Genomic DNA, 23873 nt, shown 5'->3' with positions numbered 1-23873 from the left:
TTTTCTCACAATATTTAAGTTTCATCTGGCTGATCAATTAATCAAAAAGTGCCCTTTACAATGGGCATACATTGTCATTGGGTCTATTGACTCATAAAATAGAAACTGGTGACGAAAAATGATAGTAATCCAGGCAACTTCGTTCTATCGTAATTAATATATACTCTAATCAAAGTCTTATGCCTGACACTGTTTTCATTTGGGGCTAATATTGTATTTTCGGGATGACCAGATGCAAGGGTTTTTGTTTCTGAAAGATTGGATTTAGTAATTTTTTTAACAATGGTTGAAGGTTAATACATCAATATATGGGAAGGTGAGAAAATGAACTTGTGTTTTGTATCTTCGGGATTTGAAATTGGTGGCGTTGAAAGAATGGTAAATTTTGTTGGTGAGCATTTAGGTACTCGAGAGGGTATTAAAGTCTATTATTATTCCGTGTCACCCACACGCATCATGTGGCATTTCAAGAATATTAATCAAGTTTTTATGGCAAAATCTTCTTCTTCTGCTTTGCCTGTTGTTCTAGCACGAAAAGGTTTATCGGTTTATCGCCGAATTGACCTATTTTTCCGTCATGAATATAATGTCAATATTTTCCAGCACCAATTCATTCGAGATGTTAATCAGCTTATTATGAAGGCTGGCATTGACACATTGATACTAACATCTGGATATCAATTTGCAGCCATCCCTGAAATCAAAAAAAAATATCCAAATGTCAGAGTTATTGCTTGGATACATGAAAGTTACAAAACAATTAACACCGTTACGCAGGAATTTCATGATTACTTGGTAGCAGGTATTCGAGGAGCTGATGAACTCGTCTGCCTCACGGAAAATTCTGTCCACTACTTTTCAAAATGGAATACACATATTTCTCTCATTCATAATGCGATTGATTTAGGGAATAATGGGTAGGTATCATCTTTAAATAATAAGGTGGTTTCTTATACTAGTAGAATAACTTTCTATTTAGGTAGCAAAGGGCTGGATTTGTTAACGAGTATCGCTCAAAAATTATCACCTGACATAGATATTGAGGTGGCTGGAACGGGATCACCACAAGATGAAACAAAGTTTCAAAATATGATCATTTCCAAGGGAATAACGAATCAAATTAAATTTGTTGGCCTTTTAAAAGGGAAGGAACTTTTGAACCATTATCTCAATAGTTCGTTATTTATTTCAACATCTCGAACAGAGGCATTTTCACTGGTGATTCTCGAAGCAATGAGTGTGGGACTTCCCGTTGTCGCTTTTTCAACCTCTGGATCAAGAGAATTGCTAAGTGAAGGCAAGTATGGCATCTTGGTTGACCAACTGGATATTGAATCTTTCGCGACAAAAATTAACTTATTACTTCACAACAAAGCACTTTTAAAACATTATCAGGAACTATCATTAGAGCGCTCTCAAGCTTTTAACGCTAAAAAGGTTATGAAACAATGGATTGATCTCTTGGGAGCTGATTGACAATTTGTTTTTATACAAATAAGAAGGTGTCAAATAAATATTATGGTTCTATTTCTTAGAGCTCGCAGTGGGCAATTGGAATATAAACAGACATTTTTAGGTTTGTTGACAGCTCCTCTCATAATCGTATAGCAAAAGCTGAGAGGCATGTTGGCAGGCATAAAGGGTCAATTGTCGGCAAGCCAAACGGATGACATGTGTGAACAGATATGCATATTGAGACAAAATATGTCCTCGCTCTTAAGGCACGATCTTCTGCAATTTTAAAAAATTGATTTAAAGTAAGGACCATGGAATCTTCAATATAATTGTTTAGGGCTAAAATAATAAAAGGTTTGTTTTGAATTAGTTTCTTTGAGTTAAACCACTTTATGTATTTAATTCTAATTTACATTCCTCGGGAATCAAAAATAAAATGAACTGCAAATGGATGGGTCCATACTGCGCATTCTAATTGGTGATTGTATTGTGCTTGAATCTGATTAATTGTGGTTAAAAAGGAGAGTTTAATTGAAAGAATCAAGCCGACTTCAACGATCACTTCTGAATTCTGTGGTTGCAAGCCTGACTCAGATGGCAACGATTTTATTGAGATTTGTGGTTCAAACTACTTTTATTCATGAACTAGGGCTAAGGTATCTAGGTGTAAATGGATTATTTAATAATATTTTGGCGTTACTCTCGTTTAGTGAACTAGGCTTGGGTTCGGCGATTATTTTCTCGATGTATCGGCCACTAGCAGAAGACCAACGAAATGAAATTGCAGCCTTAATGAGTTTTTATCGGAAGGCCTATGCTTTCATCGCGGCCATAGTTAGCATGCTCGGACTGATCATTCTGCCCTTTATTGGCTTGTTGATTAAGCATGGGTCAGTGCCATATATTAGAATCTATTTTTGCCTCTTTTTAGCTAATACAGTTGTCAGCTATCTATTTGCTTACAAGAGGTCTATTCTGACGGCTGATCAAAAAGATTATGTGAATTTAGCCAATCAGTTTATATTCATGTTATTCCAGTCAATTGTGCAAGTCGTGATTCTTCTCGTCTGGAAAAATTATTTTCTTTTTTTGATAATTCTGGTAACTTGTACATTTTTGTCCAATTTGGTTATTTCTCTGCAGGTGGATCGTAGATATCCATATTTAAATAATTTATCCGGGGTTAAACTCCCTAAAAGCGATTTAGATGATATTGTGCATAACACCATGGGTCTGATCGGATCTCAGATAGGCGGCATTATTGTTTTTGGAACTGACAACCTTTTGATTTCTAGCTTTCTAGGCTTGGTATCGGTTGGTTTATATACTAATTACTCACTTATCACTAATGCACTCGGCGGTATTTTAAATAAAGCGGTCGGTGCAGCCACGGCAAGTTTGGGTAATTTAACTGTGAATGGGTCAAAGGAACATGTTTACCAAATCTTCCAACGCTACGTGTTCCTAAATTTTTCCTTGACATTTTTTGTCGTTTCGATGTTGGCAAGTTGTCTTGACCCATTTATTAAAGTTTGGATTGGCAGCCGATACCTGTTGTCTGCAACTACAGTTTTTGTAATTATTATCAATTTTGCAATCAATCAGATGCGGCAGCCAGCAGGTAATTTCATTGCGGCATATGGCTTGTATCGTAAAATTGGTTGGAAATCTATCATTGAAGCTTTCTTTAACTTATTGCTCTCAGTATTTTTTATTGCTGTGTTGAAATTGGGTATTGCAGGTACACTTTTAGGCACAATCCTGACCAATCTGCTAATTAATGCTTGGTGGGAGCCGGGTCTCGTCTTGAAATATGGTATCGGAAAGAAATTTAGCCCATATCTCAAAGATTACCTCGTTTATATGTTGGTTCTATGTTTGAGTTTGACATTTAATTTTTATCTATCCACCGTTTTGGATTGGCGTGGCTTTGCTGGTTTGTTCTTGATTGCGATTGTTTCCTTGACGGCTGATATTTTTATTTTTGTGCTGCTCTTTTGGCACAAAAAGGAGTTTGTTTTTTTGTGGGAACTGCTGATGCGATTACTAAAGAAAATCTAGAAGTCGGAGATTTGATCCTATAGTTTTCCTGCTTCTTGGTATATGTTTATTTTTTAAAAAATTTTTGAAGGGAATTTTTATGAAATTGAAGAGGGACACACTATTTAGGATTGCAAATATTGGATGTATATTAATCTTTTTGTTGCTGTGTATTTTTAATTCACAAATTAAATATGTTTGGAACGATGAGTCTTTCACATTGTCGATGATACCCCACTCATATCTGTCGATAATAAATTTCACAGCCAAAGATGTTCACCCCTTTTTGTATTATTGGATAGCTAAATTTTTAAGTTTTAGTACAACAAACATTTATGCATTAATAGCTATTGAGCGTCTCGTATCCTTGCTCCCGTATTTACTTTTACTTTTAATTTCGTTTACTTATATTAAGCGGTTTTGGGGACAAACTGTTTCATTGATTTTTAGCGTAAGCGTTCTTTTGATGCCCGGGATTTTACAATACGGGGAACAAATTCGTATGTATAGTTGGGCGATTCTGTTTGTTACCTGTGCCTTTTTAAATGCATTGATCATATTGAAACAGGGTTCGCGAAACCGCTTCTGGGTTGGCTTGACTGTATTTTCCATTCTGGCTGCATATACGCATTACTACGCTCTTTTAGATGTGATTTTTATTTATTTTATATTCCTGTTATGTTGGAGAAATCAGGGATTCAAATTTTGGAAATATTTATTGAGTGTTGTAGTTGATCTATTGGTTTATTTGCCTTGGATTCCGGCTTTCCTGCACCAAGTGTCAGGAGTAAGTGCAGATTATTGGATAGGAAAATTTGGCCCGAAACGAATCGTTGAATTCGTACTATTTCCTTTTACGTTAATCAATTCGATACCGGGATATTTGGTAGCTGCCTTGCTATTCTTAATCATTGTTGCTGGGCTGTTTGTTTTTCTAAAAGAACATCGTACTCACGGAAATAATTGTGAAATTCAATATTTTGAAACGCTTGGAGGTATACTTCCCACTTTGTTGGTCATTTTAGCTGGCACGCTGATTTCTTATGTAGATCGTCCAATATTGATTAGTCGGTATCTTGTGCCAGGGCTCGGCATATTTTGGTTTAGCATCTCTATTTTGATATCGAAAACGGATCATGAGAATTTAAAAAAAATTCTATTAATTGCCGTGTTTTGCCTAGGCACACTGAATTCTGTTGTTTATATGAGACGCATGCTTATAGATAATCAGAGTTTTCAGACGTGCAACAATTTCTTTAGGGGGGTAAATAAAAAAACTATTTTGATTTACGATCACCCTGTGACGGTATCAGTTTGTTCTTACTATTTGAAGAACCAAAATTTTGTTTTAGAAAATAAAAATCATGATAATGGGTTGGGCATTTATAAAGCTGTGTATCCAAATATTGCTGAGATAAGCGCTCAGCGTATCAAAAAAATATTGAAATCCAAACCCACCTATTTTATTGAGACAAATTACAATTCTAATTCACTTCATAAGAGCCGAGACGAACGCAAACTCCTGAAATATGTGAAGAAACATTTTATGCTAAAAAAGCAAGGCCAGTATCAGTTACCATTGGATGGTAATTTTAATGTGTATCGCGTTTCTAAAAAATCTAAATAATAATTCTAACTAGTCGCTGGGCAGTTTTGAATTACCACTAAGTTTGAAACAATATCTAGTCTGATTAAATTCGCAGCACCGGAGCCACGATCGGCGGCCAATCCATGCAATTGATGCGCCAAACTGAAAAAAAGACCCGTGTTCACAATGAATTGGAGAGTGCTCTAAAGTAATTAGTTATGTTTTGATAAATTTTTTGAGCTATTAAAACATCAGGATAATTTTAATATTACGTATGCGAACACGGCAATAGCCCGTGTTTTTTTAGAAAAAAGGATTTCCCAATCTTGAGGGAGTAACTACTTGGTAAACTGATCTGATGCCATTTGGTAACAGCCCAACTTGTCCTTTTGTAGTTCAATCACCAATGTAAGTAATGAGAGTGCGGTATTTCTCGTTTCAAACAACGCCTGATCAAGTGCTCCTATGTCTGATTGGTTGTTTTTTATGCAAAAAAGATCAATTTATTGTTGAACTGATTCTAATCGTTTTGTAATAGTGTTTAACAATATAGTTGCTTGATCACTTGTGATGAAAGCTTTTCATGGTATTTTCTTTCCCAAGACTTTTCGGGTTTGATGCCATTGATATACCAGGCTATTACTGATGACTGAAGGTATGCTATTAAGCCTGGATATCCAAAATGGTACTTGGTTTCGCTTGAAATGAGGGCATGAAGGACCAGATATTCAATGAGATTGTAGTATGCCAATCGATCCTTTTCCTGATATGAGAATGGAATCTTTTGTCCACGAATGTAACTGGGATTGGCCATATTTAAGAACTTATTCTCATCGATATGATGACAATACAGCCCCTCTGCAGTACGACTAATTTGTCCTTTTGCTAGTGACTTAATCTTGCCGTCCAGAAAACGTTGGTAAGATGTTTCTTTGAAATAATTATCCGTAGCTGGGTCGTATCTAGCTAACAAAGTCGCTACTGCATCTTTGTAATTTTGATTTAGAAGATTTTCATAATCTTGAAATGTTTGAGCTGTCATTGTTGCTCCTTTTGGATTAAATAAATTTTACTTCTTGAAAGCCAAAACGACATTTTTTCTTGCTAATGGGAACATATGTTCGTATACTTGTATATATACTAAAATTAATTTTTTTGTTAATTGTGAATTGGGGAGTGTATTTTGGTAGAAACGACTTACGTGATAGGGAATGGTTTTGATCTTCATTTAGGACTCAAAACGAGTTATAAAGATTTTTACGAATATTTAGATGAGCAAATTAATGAAGGAAAATTTGAAGATAATGGTCTAATAAAAGATATAGAAGATAGTATCAAAGATATACGTTTTCATGGTGATCCTAATAAACCAGAAAAGCTTGATCCTGAAAAAGAAAGGCCCTTGGTCAACTGGGCCAATTTAGAAGCAGGTATCAAAGAAGATCTTCAGAGATTAGCACAGAGTGAAATTACTCATGAAGTACTGTCTACAAGAATAGATGATTTCTTTTATGACCTTTCAAAATGTTTAAGTCAGTATTTACACAGCCAAAATGATCTAGTTCATTTGAATGTTAGTGGCAGTCAAGCGACTGAAGGTATTTTAGCGCCATTTCGGAACCTCGCATCAGGGGATCGCGATGATTTGTTTAACTCAATCATAAAAGGAAATTCAGAAATAACAGACCCAAATATTAAAGGACACTTTGAGATAAATTTTGTGAATTTCAATTACACTAATACTTTGGATCAATATGTATCTCAGGTTGCTAATATTGATGATTCTGACTTCAAAAGGGTTACTTATGGAAGCAAAATAGCCGCTGTAAATAAAAAAATTCTTCACCCTAACGGCACTTTTGATGAAACATCTATCGTTGGTGTTGGTAGGGCGGAAGATATTCCCAAGGAATTAAGTTTAGAAGACTATCAGATAGACTATCTCTCTAAACTTAATTTCGCACGGAACAGGCATGATGGCAGAGTCGATGAAACTTTTAAAAGACTCAAAGATTCGGATGTTACCATCATTTACGGTATGTCTATAGGTGAAAGTGATGCGGTCTATTTTGACAAAATAATCGAAGGGATGATAGCCAACCCGCATAAGCACGTTATTATCGTTCGATTACCTGCCTAGCTTGCAAGGTCCTATCTTTTCTAAGAAAATAAAGGCTCTTCAAAATCAGCTTATCCATAGTTATGAGATTATTCATGGTGAGGAGTCATCAATAGAAGACAAGATGAAAAGCCAGATTAGAGATCGAATTTATGTTGAATTTGATTATGAGCCGTCGCTTTATTTTCCCTATGAGATAAAAAAGAAACAAGAAGTTCCTGAAACAAAACATTCTGTTGGTTGAAGATAGCCAAATTTTTAGGGAAGCCTAGGATGTTTGGCCATGCTTCTTGGTAGAAGGAGGGCATACTTGCTATACAATTTAACCTGACTTTTGTTTTTTCAATCGTGACAGCAGCAACGGCCATTATTGGCATTTTCATGTCATGATGGCAAATACGTAATAGCAACAAGCAGCTGCTCTTTGAGAAAAGGCTGCAGATTTTTTTATTCGCTGATGGTTTAGCCAATCTGCTTCGTGAGACGTCAACTGTTTTGAATGAAAAAAACGATATAGAGATTGCAAGTGGTTTTGATTTTTTGTTGCTAACGAACAATGCAGAACTTTCTAGTATCACACCCGCCATTCAGGACGCGAAGAATTCTGAGAAGCATCAGCCCTTTTTAAGGGAACTGGAATCATTCAAGACTAGGGAACAGACGGCTAAATTTGTTTTCAAAGATCCAACAGCCGATATTATAAGTAATTTTATTGGTAGCTATCGTGAATTGTTATTCTCAACCTGTCAATACCAGATTTTGTTAGATAATATGACGGATGCTGTTAAGCGATTTGGTTGGGATCAAAAGAAGTGGTTAAACAGCCTAGCTTTGAAATTATGCATTTATCAGGCACTTTGTTAACAACCTCTAAAGCCACATAAAATTCAGATGATGATAGGATATTGTCACAAAAAAATTCCTTTCGTTTCACTGACCCAAGATTGACAATAATCGAATTTAGTTTAAACGATAGTTTTGAGTTAATTAAAAATAGTGGAAAAAATAACGGTCACATTCCAGGTAGTGGTCTTCATTCGGAAAACTATCCTCTGTCAGTGGGCACTGGCAAAGGCCACTATGCCGTTAGTTTGAGCTCAAGTATTAGAAACTATGCATCTGCTTATAAAATTAATATTGTGATGGAAGCAAAATTTGATTTGATCGATGTTCCAAATGATGGTAGTAGGAAGTCACTGTTTGGGGGGGTTACTGCACCAGCTTTGATTTTGTCCTATATGAGTCCCTCAGTCGCTGAAGGTACCAACATGTTCGGCTTCGGTATTGTTCATCTCCCTTTTCTGATTTTGCACAATCGGAAAATTAAATAATAACGAAAATACAATACAATCATTTTGAAATATTGGCCACCCTTGGTGTATCTGAGGGTGGCTTTTGTTTACAATTATGCTGTTGGACTATTTTGTATAATAGGCGACAAATAAGGCTTGCTATCCAGCAATCATTGGATACTGAGTTTTTGCTATAGGCATGGATGGATTTATTAAGAATAGCTTAATTGGGGGGCTATTATGGGAAATTGGAATTCTAATGATTTAGATGATGTGGCCAAACAAATTGTAGATTGGATATCAAAAAGTCGCCAAAAAAAATTTAAATCTCAAACTTTATCAATTTTTGGTGATATTAAAAAAACAAATACCCAGTATTTAAGCAAGAACATAAATGGTTTATCGCCAACCATGTTAAAACTTCACCAAGAATATGTTAAGAGAGCTCAAACGAATTCCGAACTTGATAATCTGCAAAAGACCTTTTGTCATGAATTTGGCCATTGTTATGAAGCGGACCAATTGGGTTATAATTTCATTCTTATTGTTCTACATGGTTTATGTACCACTTTTGTTTTTTATAACAATAATGGCCAAATTGGTTTTATTGAATATCCAAAATGCACACTCCCTGGATTCTCAAAGGGAATTGCTTTCTTCGATGTTCCTAATCCGACACCTACGAAATTAAAAGACGATCTTAATCAAATTGCTTTTGGCGGCATCATTCAGGACTTGTTGATTCGAAATCAAAAAAGCATACCAAATATATTTTCAAATTCAGTGTGTTCGAAAACCGATAGAAAAATAAAGGAAAATTTTAACTTAAAACAGGTTTGGGTCCATGATTATTGGTTTCTTTTTCCTATTAAAAGCACAGAATGTGATTCTTACAATGCTTTCTTTCTAGATCAAAAACATACAAATAAGTTTCTTTGCAAAATCCGAAAACTTGCATCTGAAATGTTCGATGCTAATCTCATAAAAAATAAACCGGATAGGTTTCAGGCTGTTAAGAAAATTACCAAGCATCTATAAGACACTTTTATCGGTACAATTCTCTGTCATAAAAAGAATCTAGCCCCTCCTTGCCCCTCATATGCATGTTCATATACTTTTCTCGTGGTCAATGAACAAATTGCTATTCCGAATAGCCTATGATCTACCAGCTAATGGTGTGGACATAAAATGGTGTCTTGCGAAGACTTGCGAGCATTGACGAATAGTTGTGGATCGGGTAATTTTCTTAAATAACATTCGTATCATAGCTACCAGTTTTTTGCTCGACAAATAATTAGTTTTCCAGACTGGGCGGATGCCATTGAGCAGTGAGACGAAATGTCATTTTCTGGCCAGCCGTCATTGAAGAGTGGCAAGGATTTGTCATTTCAAATAATTGCTTGATATAGTGTTCTTGTGTGATGCATAAATTGGTGTGCATTGGTTTTCCATTTTATTTAAGCAATTCTGATAGATATAAAAATTTTGTTAGTAAACGGAGATTCTTGTTATATGCTTCTTTTAAGTTTGATATCAAGGAATGGCTATGGAGAGAATCATGGACGAAGAAAGCGATCAGTTTCTACCGGAGATTGTTTCAAAAGCGATTAAGTTACCTGGAGTCAAGGTCGATCGGAGGGCATTTCTAGCGAAGACTTTTCATCAGCTGGAGGGTGCGGAGCTGGCGCAGCTTGTGGATCAAGGGCCACAGAGCCTTTTTGGGGCTAAAGATTTGATTAAAGTTGCCAATCGCGTCGTACTAAATGACACAGAGAAAAGTACGGTCTTTTCTTTTGCTGCGGGATTGCCGTCGACTCCTTTGGCTATGGCGGGTACGGCGACTGCGGATATTCTTCAGTATTTTGCTTTTGCTGTCCGTATGGCCCAAGAGGTGGCTTATGTCTTTGGCCGGCCGAGCATTTTTAACGAAGATGGTGCTTTGACTGAAGCTGGCGAACGGGAAGTGATGCTGTATTTAGGCGCCATGCTTGGAGTTGCCGCAGCTAATTCTGGTCTGATGTTAGTGTCTAGAGGGCTGGGCGCAACTGTCGGTAAAAAAATGCTGCAGGCCACTTTGACAAAGACGTTTTGGTATCCGCTGATGAAAAAAATCGCCGGCGCAATTGGCATACAAGTTACCAAAAAGAGTGCTTCCAGCCTGGTCACTAAGACCGTTCCCATTATTGGCGGCATCGCTTCCGGCGGCCTGACTTTCCTGACTTTCCGTCCCATGGGTAAGAGACTGGTCAAAGTCTTCTCCGAGACGCTGCAGGCCGATGACCAGCAGATTATCGATGCGGAGAATGTCGTGGTGTCGGTGGAGTGAGCGATAGTTGCTGGCTGAGGCTGGTGGTTTTTATTGCCTATATTAAAGGCACGTATAGGCTAGTTTATATTAAATATTAAGTTTTTCTTAAGAAAATCGCCCAGGGTCAGAAGACCTTGCGCGAACCTGGGGTCTTATCAGATAATACTTCTTAGGGCAGGTAACTTGGTTGCTTGTTCTGGGAACATTCGTTTCTAGTGGTTGGTGGAACCATCGGGGTAAAGTAGGACAGTAAGGCCTGCAAGATTCATATTTCTTTTTTAGGAATACGGCGCTCCCGTCGCACAAGAAAATCCACAATACATATTTAAAACCGCAACATCAGTGTTGCGGTTTTTTTTGGAGAAAATCATGGTCTATCAACATCCTACCGTTTCAGAATATCTTCATTCTAGAGCGTACATCATTGAAGAGTGGCGAGCATTGCATGGTCAATTCAAAGATACTTTTCTCAACAAGAATACTGTGTACGAATACAAACAAGGAAAAAAACTTTACAAAGTTCACATTGATTTTACGAAAGGTTCTTTTTTGCACTTGCTAGGGCTTGACTATCAAGCGCAAAAATTGGATAAAGCACGTTTTTGGGAGAAGATTGACCAAAATATCGACTTAAATTTAGACCTTCTGACTTTTGCTCATGAGTCTTTTGGCAGCAACAAAAATACCTTGGTTCAACTATTTGAGTACAAAAGGTCTGCGTTGAAGTGTGCTGATGAATTATTCCATGAAGGTGTTTGTATCTCTTCAGCAGCAGTATATCCAAAACTTAAATATGATTTAATGCTGCGTTCAAGAAAAGATACGTTGGGGATAGCTCTCATGCAGAACCCTAAGGGTGAACCGGATCATTATATATTAAAATCCACACTTAATTTGAGCCGACAATTAACTAATAAAGGGTCACAGGGGAATGGTCAGCACACTCTATACATTGGGCAAGGTTAAGACTTACTTTTAAATGTGTTAACAAGCTTTGACCGGAGCCTGGGTGAGCGGTGGTATTGGCACTGGCATCAGTCATACATCTGTTAATGGTTGATTGGAGACAATATGGGAATCTTCTAAAAGAGGCCTAAAAGACGACTTTATATGTATAATACTGTATATTGTATGTGTATCGTGTTGCTATAGATAGGTGAGGTGAGAATAATGTCAGATCCCGACAATAAAAAAGTTTCCATTTCTGTCAAAACGAATCAGGCGGATAAAGAACAAGCTGCAGCCATCTTTGATAGCTTGGGACTAAATCTTTCGACCGCGATTAATATTTTTATTAAGAAAAGCATTGTTGAGGGTGGGCTGCCTTTTGATGTTAAAGATCCGTTCTACAGTGAAGCCAATCAAGCTGAGCTTGATTGCCGTTTCAAAAAAATTGCCAATAACAAGGGTATCCACTCCCATCGGCCTCTAGACGATGAGATAGCTGACCATGCCAATTGATTTTTTGGATGAAGCTTGGGAAGAATATATTGCTTGGCAAAATGAAGACCGTAAAACTGTTAAACGAATCAATCATATCATTCTTTCAATTAATCGAGATGGTCTGGACAAGGGATTGGGCAGGCCAGAACATTTAAAATATCAAGACGGCTGGTCAAGCAGAATCAATAGTAAGGATCGCTTAGTCTATGCCATGAAGGATAGCCACTTAATTATTGTGGCTTGTAAAAATCATTATAAGTAAAGTCTTGTGCCGGACATTTATTGGTACATATAGTAGGTATGTAGTTGCAAAGTCATCAAATGCCATTAATAACTTTAAAATCATGTATCATAAATATCAACAGAACTGCCTAGGCCTCTGAACTTCGTTCATGCACAATAGGGCGGTCTTTTTTTATTTATCAATAATATTCAGGTATGGAAATATAGGGGTTTGTTTTTTCTTATGAATAGGATGATAACGCTTATTCTACGATCTTAATTCTGCCGGTTTTGTTGTTTAGAAAAATAATTCTTGTTACAGCGAAACCTTGTTTAATAGGAAAATCGTTCCTCTTGATTTAAAAAAGTTTCTTCAAAAAAACGCTGCCCGTTTCTTAATGTGTGCGGCGTATTGCTATTTCTTATGAACTTTAAAAAATATTTTCTCTTCATAAAAAATGGAACGTCTACACTTCAACTTGTAGTCCGTTCCTAATATGTTCGGCGTTTAAGGTGTCCTAGTCCACCATGTTCCATTTTTTCTGTCTTAGGAGTGACAACTGGCAAGCGAATTCCAGCAACTCTAGGTTTTTAAAGATGCGCCAACATCTGTTAACTCACAAATGACAAACACCAGCAATGTTTGTCTCTAGACAGAGTATCACGGCTAACGAGATTAGTTACTATATTTAAATTATTTTTTTTAAAATACCCAGTTCTTGTTTATAAGAACACATGTTCGTATAATAGATGTATGTTGACGAATAAGCAATTAGTAGCAATTAAGATGCGGGATCTGATCAATGTTGTCCATGATATGGATCGGGATAATGCTTATCAGATGCGTTATGACGACTTATTAGCATTCTGCGGCCTGAATGAAAAAGAGCTGCTTCGCATTCTCAGGCAGTGGACCAATGAGGGCAAACTGGATTTTCACGGCTACGTGGACGACTTCGGCCATATTATCCATGATGAGTATATTTACGATACTTTTAAGGTCTCAGTACCCAATACGACAGCCCTATGGCAGAAATACGATAAAAAGTAAGAGATGGTCTTGAGAATACGAGATTTTATGTATTATTTGAATTACTGAAAATAATCTAATAGGCGGGCTCTTTGGCGCGGAGTAAGTACGTTTCATAAATATTTCATACAAGTAAAGGCATCTGAGATAAATTATGAAAAATGAAATAAAAATAATCCTTTATTGTTGAAAAAGCCATAAATTATAGTAAAATAAAAGAGTCTGTGTGAATAACTATTCACACAAGCGTTTTATCGTGTACTTAGACAAAACTATATGAATAATTCAAGACTCGTAAAATTGGGAACTCTATGCTTGATATCTATCTCAGTGGTATTAGTTTTCGTGTTATCTTTTGACTCAATTAATTATACAGGAAATTATAACACTAAAATTCTCTCAGCTGGGAAAACAATTGTCCCTGCTAATAAAAGTGCGGTCTTTGAAAAATTAGCGAATACTAATCAGCTGCCAGCCGCGGGTAATTGGACCGACGATTTTAAAAATGTTAATGCGAATGGTATTTTTGGCCTTGCGAGTCAGTTCAATGTTTTCGCAAATAATTTATATCAATCGCAGAGCGTAGTAGGCAATGCGGCCGTTAAGAACTTAGCCAGTACAGGTGGTGACGGCGCCGGGGAGTTTGGCACGAGGGGCATCTCTTACATACAATCTTCGCTTGCGTTCAATGGTGTCATACACAGTCAAGCTGGTACTTTGATTCTGGGCAATGCCGTGAATTACCAAGCGAATTTTCAATATGGTAAACCCGGTATCGACCGAAATAGATTAGAGGATTTTTCTGGCAATGTTCGGCAGGATCAAAAGAAGCAACAGTACATCAATTTTCAAGATCAGTTTGACCAGCTAGAATCACATTCAAAGACCTTGGCTGCATATTCTAAAAATAACGTTCCCGCAATTTCTGTCAGCTCCTACTCTCCTAGAAAAACATTTGACTTGTCTGCCATTGATGCTATTAACGGCACGAAATATATCACGATTAAAGCTGCCGACATATCTTCAACGCAGTTATTTATTTTGAAAGGCATCTCTGATGCAACCAATATTGTCATAACAGTTGATACTTCTGGTCAGAATAACGTTATATTCACTAATTCTCAGTTTTTTAACGAAGTTGAGGGACGGGTTTTGGTTGGGAAAAATTTGATGTTCAATTTTTTTAATAATGCCAACCAATCTGATTATACGGGCCAGGTTACTTTCAATAATGTCATGACGAGCTTGAATTATGCTGTTCTGGCGACTGCAGCAACAGTCAATTTGCAAAGTAAGCCATTTCATGGCAACGTAGCTGCTAATACGGTTAACCAGCAATATTCAACTTATAGTGACGAACAAATGTCTGACATCACGATGCCCACTCCTGCTGCGCCGTCCGCGCCCGTGATTAGTGATGTGCCTGATGTCAACTTCGGCCAAATTAATTTAGGCGGTCCGCAAAGTGCTCAGGGTTTATGGTCAGAAGATCTGGCCGTTACGGGACAGCAGAATCAAAAGATTGCGATTAACGTTGCTCTGACCCAAAATTTTACGAACCAACAGGTAGATTATGCTGCGGATTCGGTTAGATGGAGTTTATTGAATTTGGGCAGTCAGGCTGTCACGCCGTTTTCCGAGACGGGTGTGCCGATGACCTCTTTGTCCTATACCATTCAGAAAAGCGGTACAAGCGAATACCCACTGAAAAATTACGCCCTGGTTGTGTCGAATTTAGGCTCTGTTAAATATGCCGGAAATTATTCAGCTACTCTGACTTGGACATTTACGGACAGTCCTTAATTATGAAACAAATTATGAAATTATTTATTGCTTCGCTGTTATTTGCAACGGTATGGGTTTATGGCAACACAGCAACACACGCTCAGGCCAATGAATTGAAGACAGGGGTACAGTTGGTCATCACCCGAGGGTCCCCGATACCAGTACAAGGTACGGTTCCGCCTCCAAAGCTAATTAAGACTCCTTATTATGTTATTGCACCAGGCTCCGATAATTCATTTAAGTTGTCGGATGCTCACGATAATCCTTTGCTTCCAAGGCAGCGTATCGTCCTACCTGATACAGGAGAGATCAGTCAGTGTATTGTGATTAACTTTGCTTTTACCGCGATTGCAGTTACCTCGGTCATCATTTATAAAAATTTTAAAAGAACTGAAAAGAAAGAGAATTAGAAATGACTAAACGAACAAATATTAAACTTAATTTATTGGCTGGTGCCCTTGCTGTTGTTGTCGGGTTGGCACCTGCAGGCGCAGCTTTCGCTGATGATACAACAAAGCCAACAACTGGCACCGTTATATTTGACAGTGCTAGTAAACAAGCTGTTTTAACTCAAGTACCATCAACCTTAGCAGCCGATTCTAACGATATCAATAGCCTCGCAAGTGGAGACAAGACAATTAATCTGACTTATGCTGATAAGGATAATCAAATCATTATCACGGATTTTAGTGGCACTGGCGCCGGTTGGAATTTAACTGCTAACATAGAAACGCCCTTTGCAAATGCCAACCATGTCAATAGTGCATTAGAGGATGCCACTATCTCGATCAATAAGGGTGATAGTACTATTTCTAATGTGACGGATTCAAGCGTGCAGGCCACGGATGCTACTATTTCGACCACTAAAAGTAATATTCTAACCGCTAATGCTAATGAAGGCATGGGCGTGACAACAGATTCAATTGCAAAGTTCACATTGAATATTCCTGCACACAATAGGCTATATACAGGTACTTATACTGCCTCAATCACATGGACATTAGGTGCTGTACCGACTACTGGTGGTAACTAATCATTTTATTTACTCAAAAACCAACTAATTTATTATGGAAGAAGTCTCAAAGTGCTGAAAAAAACTTTACATCAATCAAGAATTATTTTTATCCTGACAATCTGCTTGGGACTTTTTTTATTTAATTTCTCATCGGCTCATGTTGCTCATGCCGCTGAATTGAGTTTTTCTGTTTCGACCAATATTCCGAACAATCAAATTGATAAAAGCAGAAGTTTCTTCGATCTAGAGATGAAGCCAAGCCAAAAGCAGACTGTAACGGTCCTTTTGACGAACAATACCTCTCAGGCGATTACGGTCAACGTTGGTGTCAATGCTGCTAAGACAAATCTGAATGGTGTGATCGAATATGGCAAGTCATCTTTAAAAAATGATAAGTCGCTTAAATATCCTTTGGAAAAATTAGTGCGGTATCCAAAGACGGTCACGATTCCGGCAAAACAGTCACAGGCAGTGCCTTTTACCATTACAATGCCTAATAAGCTTTACAAGGGCATTGTTTTAGGAGGCTTGACTTTTCAACAGAAGGATGACAGCAAAGCAAGTGCTTCATCCAGCTCGCAGAAAGGAACTGTTGTCCAAAATAAATTCGTCTATGCTGTCGCGATGATTCTAAGAGAATCGGCTCAAGCGGTCAAACCAGTTTTGGCTTTGGCTTCGGCTCAGCCTAACCAAGCGGATGGCAGGAACTTGATTAATGCGCGAATTCTAAATAAAAAGTCTTTATTGATGTCGTCTGTTAAGGTTTCGGCTAAGGTATATCGCAAAGGGCAAGGCACGCCTATTTATTCCTCGACAATTGGCAATATGCAAATTGCTCCGAATAACGCACTTAACTATCCAATTTATTTGAAAGGTGCCCGCATGCAGGCTGGTTCCTATACAGCTCGCGTTCAAGTGACGGCCACTGCATACAAGAATCCTCAGACTTGGCATTTTTCAAAGAATTTTCAAATTAAAGCTTCAACGGCTGGTTCTCTGAATAAATCGACCGTTGAACAAATTAAGGGGCCGGATTATAGTTGGGTATTGCCGGCTGTGATTATCGTTCTGTTGGTCGTCATGATTATCTTGCTGATTATCTTATTGATGAGAAGACGCACGTCAAATAAGTAATTGTATTGATGATAATGCTTTAAAAACCTCAGCTGAAACCTGGCTGAGGTTTTTAATATCTTGCTTTTAGAAATATGACCCCCACAAAAAAACTCCCGAGATAACTTGGGAGTTTTTGTTTACAGCAAATAGGCCTGTCATTTTGGACCAGATTGACTAAACGTCAAAGGCGCCTTCGTCAATCTTCTTTTGCTCTTCTACCAGCAGATCTTCGACGGCTTTTTCTACCAAGCGGGACTGTGGAATCATGGTCTCTTTTGAAATTGTTTTTAATTCGACGATGAGGTCTTCTTCAAGGGCGAATGTTACTCTTTTCTTCATGCCTTAATTGTACAACAAAGTTATTGTATTTTAAATAATAGTAATGTACAATAACATTATTGGTAATGCAACAATGTTATTGACTAAATTCGAGAGGACACTGCCATGCTCAAAATCGTTACCTACCAAGATGCTGTACACAATAGAATATTTGATGATACTGTTTCAAAGCGAATTGCACTTGTCATTCCTGCACATAATGAAGCCGATACGATCGGAGGCGTACTTAAAAGCATTGTGGAGCAAATGGGTATCGCGGATCATATGCTCGATATTTTTATCGCCTTGGATAACTGCAGCGATGGAACTGAGCAAGAGGTCACCAAGTATGCCGATCAATTGAATCTTTATCTGCTCAAGACTGTCAATAATAAGGAACGTAAGTCCGGCGCGTTGAATCAAATTTACCGTCTGTTCTTTGGGGACCTGACGCACGAGGCGTTATCTGATCAGCATTTAAAAGCTGTGGCTAATATTGATGCCTTTGTTGGCATGGATGCCGATGTCTATCTGGCAAAAGATTGCCTGCTGACTTTGTATCAGGAACTCACAGAGCAGTATAAGACTGGTGTTGTCAGTGCGAATTATCAGTGCCTGCTTCCGGAAAGCATCAATGTAATTCCGCGAAATGATCCTAATCGGGAATATTTATTGAAACATGGCAAGTTTGGCGGCCCGCTATCACGTTTTTATGCCGTTGCACAGAATGTCGAGTTTTCGACTTGGACGATCAAACAAAAAGTCAATAATCATACGGCTCAAATTGCCGGCGGCCAGTGTTCGATGTTTCGCCCGGAGACATTAAGGGATATTTATCGGCACTTTAAAATGAACGGTATTTATTCAAATGAGAGTGATACTGAGGATTTGCTGCTGACTCAGCAGATTCGAGAAGTCGGCTGGCAATGCAAAATTAGCGACTCGGCCCGCTGCTATGTGGATTCGATGACGACTTTCCGCGGTTTGTATAATCAGAGAAAGAAGTGGCAAGCCGGGATTATCCAGTATATGACCAAAGCCGGTGTCTCGACTGCTTATGCGCGTCAACTGTGGAGCCAAGAATTGTTGATGGGTTTTAACCTGTTGATCCGGCTGATGCTGATTGTTTTGATTCCGGTGGCGCTGCTGCTCAATGAATACGTCTGGTCTTATATCTGGTTTATGCCCATTTTCGTCTCGGCAATTCTGAATACCGTAGCGACGATCAAGACACCCAACAAGCGCTGGGTCGATGTGCTTTTCGCACTGACGACCATTCCGGCCGAGCTGACAATTTGGTTTAAAATTGTTGTCCATCTATCCAGCTGGCGCGACTCATTTAGGATCGAGAAACTCGATGGCTGGGCGATGCAATATCAAGCAGAAAATGGTACTTTGAAACGCAGTTACAACTGGCTGTATATTGTCCTGACTTTAGCAGCAGCGATTGTAGTTGGTTTCTATTTCAAATGGCTGAGCGTGGATCTGCTTGTTATGACCGTCAAGCCGTATTTGAACGCTGCATTCAACGTCTTGACCTATCTGACGATCACGACTTTTGTCTTCATGCTTTTCCAGCTTAGTAAGCTGAGGGGACATTATCGGGCATAAGGGGCGGGATCAGCGCAGGGGAACGATTGCAAATGCTCCTGATATGTACGGAACCGTGGCAGAAATATGATAGATGTCGAAAAATGATACAATCTCTTCAAGGAGGTCTCAAATGAACAATATTTCGCCTAAATTTACTACAACCACTGCAAAAAAAATTATTGAAGACCGTCTTTCCAAACCAGAATTGCAGAAGAAAATGCTGGAGAGTATTACCACTAATAAAAATATTAAAAAGGTCATGTCTAAGCTCGCTAAAGTGTAATGAGCTGATAATTGAGATAATAGGGAAACACCGCATCGGGCTGAGGCTCTTTGGGGTGTTTTTTTTATATCCAAAATAGTTATTTGAGCGCGGCCATTTTGCCAATAACAGTGCTAAGCTATTTTCAAAATAAGGATTTGGGGAGTTTGAGATGGTTGCTTGGATTGTGGGCGGCATAATTGTGATTGTGCTGGCAGCTTTTGTTATTCTATATAGCCGGCGTTCGCGAGAGAGAGATGACGGAGCTTCTGATATGATGCCAGTAATATCTGAAGAGGCCAACCAGCCAGCAGTCACGGTAAACAAATTGCCTGCGACTGTAAACGTTAAGCCGAATCTGCTGCGCGAAATTACGGATAAGAATGTGCTTTCGCGAGTAACTGCTTTGACCCCGGCAATTGTAAATGCTCTGGCGAATTCACAAAATATAGCAAAGGTGGCTGGCAAAGGGACTAACGTTTTATATAAAGCGGTTTTAAAAAGTGGTGAGAGTCTAGTACGGTCAAGAGCTATGGATGGCGCTTTTCGTGGCATTACTAGGGGAAAAGATAGCATTAACGGCATGGCAAATTTAATCCCGATAAAGGCAGCCAGTCCACTGCCCGTTGCTACAGCCGCTAATGTGATGAATGTTGCTTCATTAGTTGTTGGCCAGTACTATATGACTGAAATCAATGGCAAGCTGGAAAAAATGGATAAATCAATCAGCGAAATCAGCGATTATCAGAAACGAGAATTCAAAAGCCGTTTGCAATCCTTGGTCATCACAGTCCAGTCCATATCCAAATTCAGCCAGGAACTTTTTGAAGACAAGACAATTCGCAATGACAAGCTTTTGCAGCTGCAGAATTTGTCAGAGAAGGCAACGGAGCTTTTATCACAAGTGAACCTGGAATTGCAGGATAAAATGACACCGAAAAGCGACCTGAGTTACAAGGAATATACAGTTTTGGTCAATGATTTTGAGAGCTTGATTCGTTATCAGCAAATTTTATTGGCCTTGCTGCAAAAGATTGGCGAATTAACCCTAGTGTTTGGAAACGGAAAACTGTCTAACGACTACAGCTATTCGCTGCTTCAGACTTACGAAAAACCTTCTTTGAAACTCGACCAAGATTTAGTTGATTGGCATCATCGGCAAATCCAGCACTTTGCGATTGATCTTGATCAGTACAAGCGCCAAAAAGATGGTATACAGGGTGCAATTGCAACGGTTACCGGCGTGATTAATAAAGATTGGCATTATACGGAGCTGGATTCGGTCTTAGCTGATAAAATACAAGCCGAGCTGTCTGTACCTAAACTAGGCGAACAGATGGATTTTAGCTTATATGGTCAAGATGTGCAATTGATGCTCAAAGGCGGAAAGACTTATTTGTGGCTGCCGGAGGTAGCCAATTGAAGCTCATTTTTCAACACATAAAAAGCACTATTTTTTTGTTGATTGACGTGTCACATTTTAATGTTTGAATTAGAATAAGCCATATAGTTATTGGCTTATTTTTACTTTGATGAATGGTTCTATAGCTATGTATTGAGAGGATATAAGGGGCAATGGTTGATATTGGTTATTTAGTATCTTTATTATTTTCAAGTTACTCATTTTCGGCAACTCTCGGTTCTTTATTTAAAGATTTGCTAGATTTCTTCAACAGTAATTTTGTCGCGACCGTTGGTGCATTGGTCGGCGTTGTTATTGCGTTGCGATTTGAAGAAATACATTATAGAAAAGTCCGGCAGGAAGAAAAACAATTAAAATTCCAACATTCGATCATTAGCGTGTTGGGTTTCATCAATACTTTTCCGTTGATTCTCGATGATGACACCAGAGCCTTCCAAAGTGAGGATCTTAAACAGGACTTCTTTGTTGATGAATTCATTGAAGAGGTAGGCAGTTTTGAGAAAAAGTTTGATCAGAATATTCATGATTTGCACTCCGCGCTGGCAGAAGTCAAGATGGTCAATGGTGATGAGCAGCAGATTGATGCGGAATATGCCGCTCTCATAGAGGCTGAAGCTTACACAAAGACATATTTAAATCGTTTGGGTAGGACGCTACGCCAGATTAAACAGGATGTTATGCAAGATCCAGGGTTAGCTAAAAATCCGGACGCTGTTAGAAAATTTAATTCTGCATTGCAGGTTGAAAAAGAAAATACAGCTAAGTTTTTATATCAGTTTTATTTAGAGATTCGCGATACTTATGGCAAAAATTTCAAAGACCAAAACGAACTGAAAAAATTAGATGGCAAACTTTGGGCGTACGTACAGCGGAATGATTGGATTCTGAATAGGTTATTGGTTCTCTTTTATCCTAAAAGTGAAGATAAAGGGCATCAGCCGAAAGATCCTCAGAAGTATTTCAGAATTGTGGCTGAAGATGTTCCTGTCGATAAAACGGATTCAGAAACAGGATGGAAAAATGGCCGCAAGCATCTTGTGAAAAAAGACTTTCAGAGATTTCACAGTAAAAGTAATGAAAATGAGTTTTTTAAGTTGGAAATTTTGCCATCGGAATCAAATAATTTCCAAAGCAAGCCGTTTCGCAGGGACACACCATTTCTCACTGACCATAAAGTTAGCCCAGTGAAAGTAAGTACTTATATTAAAACAGATGATATAGTCCGCCAAATTATTAATAGTTGTTTAAAAAGGCAATTATTATTGCAAGAGAGTACTGACTCTAATTGCAAGCCCTTGCTGGATGTACAAAAGGGTGTTCAATATTCGTATCGATCATTGAAATAAATTGTTATAAAAAAGATTTGAGAAGTTATCTCAAATCTTTTTTAAATTCGTCAATCGAACGTGCCGTGGAATAATGACAGGTTTTTCTAATTTTAGTCTTGTTGGGATCTAAATAAAGCAAATGTTTGTCTACCAACTTGTTCAAATTTGTAAAAACTGCGCCACCAAAACAAATAATTTCAGTAGGTTGAAGAATGTCTAATTCTTCTTGAAAACCGCTAATACTTTTCTTGAGGGCTTCTGCGCCTTCCGCGCTATTGAAATACTTGGCTACTTTATCGCTCTTTGTATCCGAATGGTCTTTATAAAGATCGGTCATATAAGCACCCTCATAAGGCGTTCCCTTGACAATGTAAGCAATTTTATAATCTCTACTGCGAGAAGATAAGTCATGAAAGTTTCCCCAAGGTACTGGAACCGACCCTCTTGATGCCCAGTTTAGGCCAAGCAGAATAACTTTTGTGTTCAACTTCTTAGCGCGTACTGTGGGATCCTCTAATTGCTTTGCGAAGGGCTCAAAGCTGACATCTTTTGTTTTGATTGTCTTATTATCCCAAGCATCTTGTGACACATCATATAGGGCCCAACTGCCATAATGATCGTACCCTGTCTTTGATAATTCTTCATAAACATCCATGCGATAAATATAGCGCAGAAATGACTTTTTGGAATAACTTTTGTGATTATTTTTTTGTCTGGCTGAGAAGATCTATGTAGTAGTGGAAGTTTATCTCTGTGCGTAAAGCCTAACAGTTTATGAGTATGCTGTTTGACAATACGTATAGATACGTATAAAATATGTCTTACATGGTGGAACACCGGGCAAAAGAGGTTGTGGAGATGTTAAAGGCAGCCGGATATATTGAAAGTTATATTAACGGTGATCACCATATTTTCAAGAAGACAGGCAGGCGTTCGATACCGGTTCCGTATAGTCATTTAAAAGATGCTATTCGAATTGGTACTTATCGATCAATCATTCGCAGCATCAAGGAGGCAAATTGATGAAAGAACGTTATCTCGTTTATCCAGCCATTTTTGAGAAAGATGGGCAAGGTTATGTTGTTAACTTTCCCGATGTACCTAATGCTTTTACTGAAGGGGATAATCTCAAGCAGGCTTTGGTTCGAGCATCAGAAGTATTAGGCGCCATCTTAACTGTTGACTACCAGGATGTCTATCCAACTGCATCTGATATTAGTCAGATCAAAGTTCAGGGCCAGCAAGCTGTTTACCCAGTCGAAGTTGATCTGGTTCAGGCACGTGAACAAACTAAGTCTGTATCAGTGAAAAAGAATACAACCATCCCAGCTGATTTAGCTAGGCGGGCGGAAGCACAAGGAATTAATTTCTCTCAAACTCTTACTGAGGCTTTGGAGAAAAAACTGAAAGTCTGCTAATTGCCATTTCTCCAGTTTCTGGCAGCCAGTGTAAAAACGACCGATTATGGTTGTTTTTTTATTAACGGATTTATTTGTAATTATTTAAAAATATAATGTATGCGTTTCCAAATGAAAT

At 38.3% G+C, this 23873-nt stretch carries 27 protein-coding genes; 23 read left to right on the top strand and 4 right to left on the bottom strand.

All coding sequences use genetic code 11. The features are described 5' to 3' along the window. Window positions 1-375: 375 nt before the first annotated feature. The 4 genes from OKIT_RS09285 to OKIT_RS00275 all read left to right on the top strand — a co-directional run bounded on the left by OKIT_RS09285 (window position 376) and on the right by OKIT_RS00275 (window position 5122). A complete protein-coding gene (locus tag OKIT_RS09285; protein ID WP_207635518.1) occupies window positions 376-921 on the top strand; it encodes a hypothetical protein in 546 nt (181 codons plus the stop codon). A gap of 21 nt (window positions 922-942) precedes the next feature. Continuing rightward, window positions 943-1476, top strand: coding sequence for a glycosyltransferase (locus OKIT_RS09280; RefSeq protein WP_081466732.1), 534 nt, complete (start codon window positions 943-945; stop codon window positions 1474-1476). Window positions 1477-2028: 552 nt separating this feature from the next. Continuing rightward, window positions 2029-3516: a lipopolysaccharide biosynthesis protein gene (locus tag OKIT_RS00280; RefSeq protein ID WP_241778156.1), complete on the top strand. Its 1488-nt coding sequence runs from the start codon at window positions 2029-2031 to the stop codon at window positions 3514-3516. 79 nt (window positions 3517-3595) lie between these two features. Next, window positions 3596-5122 (top strand): glycosyltransferase family 39 protein, encoded by a 1527-nt coding sequence (locus tag OKIT_RS00275; protein WP_007744280.1) that lies wholly within the window; start codon window positions 3596-3598, stop codon window positions 5120-5122. A 502-nt stretch (window positions 5123-5624) separates the two neighbouring features. Here the strand turns inward: OKIT_RS00275 and OKIT_RS00270 are convergent. Then, the gene (locus OKIT_RS00270) at window positions 5625-6125 is read right to left on the bottom strand and encodes an SAV1803-related protein (protein ID WP_007744278.1); all 501 of its coding nucleotides are present in this window, start codon (window positions 6123-6125) and stop codon (window positions 5625-5627) included. Window positions 6126-6266: 141 nt separating this feature from the next. On the opposite strand from OKIT_RS00270, the gene OKIT_RS00265 reads away from it, so the two are divergent. Beyond that, on the top strand, window positions 6267-7223 hold the full coding sequence (locus tag OKIT_RS00265; protein WP_007744276.1) for an AbiH family protein: 957 nt from the start codon (window positions 6267-6269) through the stop codon (window positions 7221-7223). Between the two features lie 116 nt (window positions 7224-7339). On the opposite strand, the gene OKIT_RS00260 is transcribed toward OKIT_RS00265, so the two are convergent. After that, complete coding sequence (locus tag OKIT_RS00260) at window positions 7340-7570, bottom strand: hypothetical protein (protein ID WP_007744270.1); 231 nt, start codon at window positions 7568-7570, stop codon at window positions 7340-7342. 127 nt (window positions 7571-7697) lie between these two features. On the opposite strand from OKIT_RS00260, the gene OKIT_RS00255 reads away from it, so the two are divergent. The 12 genes from OKIT_RS00255 (at window position 7698) to OKIT_RS00200 (ending at window position 17431) form a co-directional block, all read left to right on the top strand. Beyond that, complete coding sequence (locus OKIT_RS00255; RefSeq protein WP_007744269.1) at window positions 7698-8066, top strand: hypothetical protein; 369 nt, start codon at window positions 7698-7700, stop codon at window positions 8064-8066. 80 nt (window positions 8067-8146) lie between these two features. Further along, complete coding sequence (locus OKIT_RS00250) at window positions 8147-8533, top strand: hypothetical protein (protein WP_148126072.1); 387 nt, start codon at window positions 8147-8149, stop codon at window positions 8531-8533. A gap of 201 nt (window positions 8534-8734) precedes the next feature. Continuing rightward, entirely contained in the window at window positions 8735-9532 is a 798-nt protein-coding gene (locus OKIT_RS00245) for a hypothetical protein (protein ID WP_007744267.1), read from the top strand. A gap of 520 nt (window positions 9533-10052) precedes the next feature. Continuing rightward, window positions 10053-10820: a hypothetical protein gene (locus OKIT_RS09450; protein ID WP_007744266.1), complete on the top strand. Its 768-nt coding sequence runs from the start codon at window positions 10053-10055 to the stop codon at window positions 10818-10820. 351 nt (window positions 10821-11171) lie between these two features. Then, a complete protein-coding gene (locus OKIT_RS00235; RefSeq protein WP_007744264.1) occupies window positions 11172-11768 on the top strand; it encodes a PBECR4 domain-containing protein in 597 nt (198 codons plus the stop codon). Window positions 11769-11972: 204 nt separating this feature from the next. Continuing rightward, complete coding sequence (locus OKIT_RS00230) at window positions 11973-12263, top strand: type II toxin-antitoxin system RelB/DinJ family antitoxin (protein WP_007744263.1); 291 nt, start codon at window positions 11973-11975, stop codon at window positions 12261-12263. Then, on the top strand, window positions 12253-12507 hold the full coding sequence (locus OKIT_RS00225; protein WP_007744262.1) for a Txe/YoeB family addiction module toxin: 255 nt from the start codon (window positions 12253-12255) through the stop codon (window positions 12505-12507). Before OKIT_RS00230 ends, OKIT_RS00225 begins: the two co-directional genes overlap by 11 nt. 714 nt (window positions 12508-13221) lie before the next feature. Further along, window positions 13222-13518 (top strand): hypothetical protein, encoded by a 297-nt coding sequence (locus OKIT_RS00220; protein WP_007744261.1) that lies wholly within the window; start codon window positions 13222-13224, stop codon window positions 13516-13518. A gap of 309 nt (window positions 13519-13827) precedes the next feature. Then, window positions 13828-15300 (top strand): collagen-binding domain-containing protein, encoded by a 1473-nt coding sequence (locus OKIT_RS00215; RefSeq protein ID WP_028291784.1) that lies wholly within the window; start codon window positions 13828-13830, stop codon window positions 15298-15300. A gap of 14 nt (window positions 15301-15314) precedes the next feature. Beyond that, window positions 15315-15692, top strand: coding sequence for a hypothetical protein (locus OKIT_RS00210; RefSeq protein ID WP_028291783.1), 378 nt, complete (start codon window positions 15315-15317; stop codon window positions 15690-15692). Between the two features lie 2 nt (window positions 15693-15694). Next, the gene (locus tag OKIT_RS00205; RefSeq protein ID WP_007744235.1) at window positions 15695-16315 is read left to right on the top strand and encodes a WxL domain-containing protein; all 621 of its coding nucleotides are present in this window, start codon (window positions 15695-15697) and stop codon (window positions 16313-16315) included. A gap of 51 nt (window positions 16316-16366) precedes the next feature. Further along, entirely contained in the window at window positions 16367-17431 is a 1065-nt protein-coding gene (locus OKIT_RS00200; protein WP_007744233.1) for a WxLIP family cell surface protein, read from the top strand. Between the two features lie 156 nt (window positions 17432-17587). On the opposite strand, the gene OKIT_RS09445 is transcribed toward OKIT_RS00200, so the two are convergent. Next, complete coding sequence (locus OKIT_RS09445) at window positions 17588-17752, bottom strand: ribbon-helix-helix domain-containing protein (protein ID WP_007744231.1); 165 nt, start codon at window positions 17750-17752, stop codon at window positions 17588-17590. 105 nt (window positions 17753-17857) lie between these two features. On the opposite strand from OKIT_RS09445, the gene OKIT_RS00195 reads away from it, so the two are divergent. The 4 genes from OKIT_RS00195 (at window position 17858) to OKIT_RS00185 (ending at window position 22355) form a co-directional block, all read left to right on the top strand. Then, on the top strand, window positions 17858-19342 hold the full coding sequence (locus OKIT_RS00195; protein WP_007744229.1) for a glycosyltransferase family 2 protein: 1485 nt from the start codon (window positions 17858-17860) through the stop codon (window positions 19340-19342). 112 nt (window positions 19343-19454) lie between these two features. Continuing rightward, on the top strand, window positions 19455-19607 hold the full coding sequence (locus tag OKIT_RS09575) for a hypothetical protein (protein ID WP_007744227.1): 153 nt from the start codon (window positions 19455-19457) through the stop codon (window positions 19605-19607). A gap of 151 nt (window positions 19608-19758) precedes the next feature. Further along, window positions 19759-21009, top strand: a complete 1251-nt coding sequence (locus tag OKIT_RS00190) for a hypothetical protein (RefSeq protein WP_007744224.1) — start codon at window positions 19759-19761, stop codon at window positions 21007-21009. A gap of 152 nt (window positions 21010-21161) precedes the next feature. Continuing rightward, window positions 21162-22355 carry a hypothetical protein gene (locus OKIT_RS00185; protein WP_007744222.1) on the top strand — a complete coding sequence of 398 codons (1194 nt, stop codon included), beginning with the start codon at window positions 21162-21164 and terminating at the stop codon, window positions 22353-22355. A 25-nt stretch (window positions 22356-22380) separates the two neighbouring features. Here OKIT_RS00185 and OKIT_RS00180 read toward each other — a convergent pair whose 3' ends face one another. Further along, window positions 22381-22992, bottom strand: a complete 612-nt coding sequence (locus tag OKIT_RS00180; RefSeq protein ID WP_007744221.1) for a hypothetical protein — start codon at window positions 22990-22992, stop codon at window positions 22381-22383. A gap of 170 nt (window positions 22993-23162) precedes the next feature. On the opposite strand from OKIT_RS00180, the gene OKIT_RS09440 reads away from it, so the two are divergent. Then, window positions 23163-23360, top strand: a complete 198-nt coding sequence (locus tag OKIT_RS09440; protein ID WP_036593642.1) for a type II toxin-antitoxin system HicA family toxin — start codon at window positions 23163-23165, stop codon at window positions 23358-23360. After that, window positions 23360-23755: a type II toxin-antitoxin system CcdA family antitoxin gene (locus OKIT_RS00170; protein ID WP_007744219.1), complete on the top strand. Its 396-nt coding sequence runs from the start codon at window positions 23360-23362 to the stop codon at window positions 23753-23755. Before OKIT_RS09440 ends, OKIT_RS00170 begins: the two co-directional genes overlap by 1 nt. Window positions 23756-23873 lie beyond the last annotated feature (118 nt).

The sequence above is a fragment of the Oenococcus kitaharae DSM 17330 genome, from assembly GCF_000241055.1.
In the GTDB taxonomy this organism is placed as follows: domain Bacteria; phylum Bacillota; class Bacilli; order Lactobacillales; family Lactobacillaceae; genus Oenococcus; species Oenococcus kitaharae.
Note: the sequence above shows the minus strand (reverse complement) of the source record. Positions and strands in the feature narration are given on the sequence as shown.

What these genes read in the sequence shown, in the direction of transcription:
- OKIT_RS09285 (WP_207635518.1), top strand. Translation starts at nt 376, where the DNA reads ATGGTAAATTTTGTTGGTGAGCATTTAGGTACTCGAGAGGGTATTAAA.
- OKIT_RS00275 (WP_007744280.1), top strand. Translation starts at nt 3,596, where the DNA reads ATGAAATTGAAGAGGGACACACTATTTAGGATTGCAAATATTGGATGT.
- OKIT_RS00270 (WP_007744278.1), bottom strand. Translation starts at nt 6,125, where the DNA reads ATGACAGCTCAAACATTTCAAGATTATGAAAATCTTCTAAATCAAAAT.
- OKIT_RS00260 (WP_007744270.1), bottom strand. Translation starts at nt 7,570, where the DNA reads ATGGCCGTTGCTGCTGTCACGATTGAAAAAACAAAAGTCAGGTTAAAT.
- OKIT_RS00245 (WP_007744267.1), top strand. Translation starts at nt 8,735, where the DNA reads ATGGGAAATTGGAATTCTAATGATTTAGATGATGTGGCCAAACAAATT.
- OKIT_RS09450 (WP_007744266.1), top strand. Translation starts at nt 10,053, where the DNA reads ATGGACGAAGAAAGCGATCAGTTTCTACCGGAGATTGTTTCAAAAGCG.
- OKIT_RS00235 (WP_007744264.1), top strand. Translation starts at nt 11,172, where the DNA reads ATGGTCTATCAACATCCTACCGTTTCAGAATATCTTCATTCTAGAGCG.
- OKIT_RS00230 (WP_007744263.1), top strand. Translation starts at nt 11,973, where the DNA reads ATGTCAGATCCCGACAATAAAAAAGTTTCCATTTCTGTCAAAACGAAT.
- OKIT_RS00225 (WP_007744262.1), top strand. Translation starts at nt 12,253, where the DNA reads ATGCCAATTGATTTTTTGGATGAAGCTTGGGAAGAATATATTGCTTGG.
- OKIT_RS00220 (WP_007744261.1), top strand. Translation starts at nt 13,222, where the DNA reads ATGTTGACGAATAAGCAATTAGTAGCAATTAAGATGCGGGATCTGATC.
- OKIT_RS00210 (WP_028291783.1), top strand. Translation starts at nt 15,315, where the DNA reads ATGAAATTATTTATTGCTTCGCTGTTATTTGCAACGGTATGGGTTTAT.
- OKIT_RS00205 (WP_007744235.1), top strand. Translation starts at nt 15,695, where the DNA reads ATGACTAAACGAACAAATATTAAACTTAATTTATTGGCTGGTGCCCTT.
- OKIT_RS09445 (WP_007744231.1), bottom strand. Translation starts at nt 17,752, where the DNA reads ATGAAGAAAAGAGTAACATTCGCCCTTGAAGAAGACCTCATCGTCGAA.
- OKIT_RS00195 (WP_007744229.1), top strand. Translation starts at nt 17,858, where the DNA reads ATGCTCAAAATCGTTACCTACCAAGATGCTGTACACAATAGAATATTT.
- OKIT_RS09575 (WP_007744227.1), top strand. Translation starts at nt 19,455, where the DNA reads ATGAACAATATTTCGCCTAAATTTACTACAACCACTGCAAAAAAAATT.
- OKIT_RS00190 (WP_007744224.1), top strand. Translation starts at nt 19,759, where the DNA reads ATGGTTGCTTGGATTGTGGGCGGCATAATTGTGATTGTGCTGGCAGCT.
- OKIT_RS00185 (WP_007744222.1), top strand. Translation starts at nt 21,162, where the DNA reads ATGGTTGATATTGGTTATTTAGTATCTTTATTATTTTCAAGTTACTCA.
- OKIT_RS00180 (WP_007744221.1), bottom strand. Translation starts at nt 22,992, where the DNA reads ATGGATGTTTATGAAGAATTATCAAAGACAGGGTACGATCATTATGGC.
- OKIT_RS09440 (WP_036593642.1), top strand. Translation starts at nt 23,163, where the DNA reads ATGGTGGAACACCGGGCAAAAGAGGTTGTGGAGATGTTAAAGGCAGCC.
- OKIT_RS00170 (WP_007744219.1), top strand. Translation starts at nt 23,360, where the DNA reads ATGAAAGAACGTTATCTCGTTTATCCAGCCATTTTTGAGAAAGATGGG.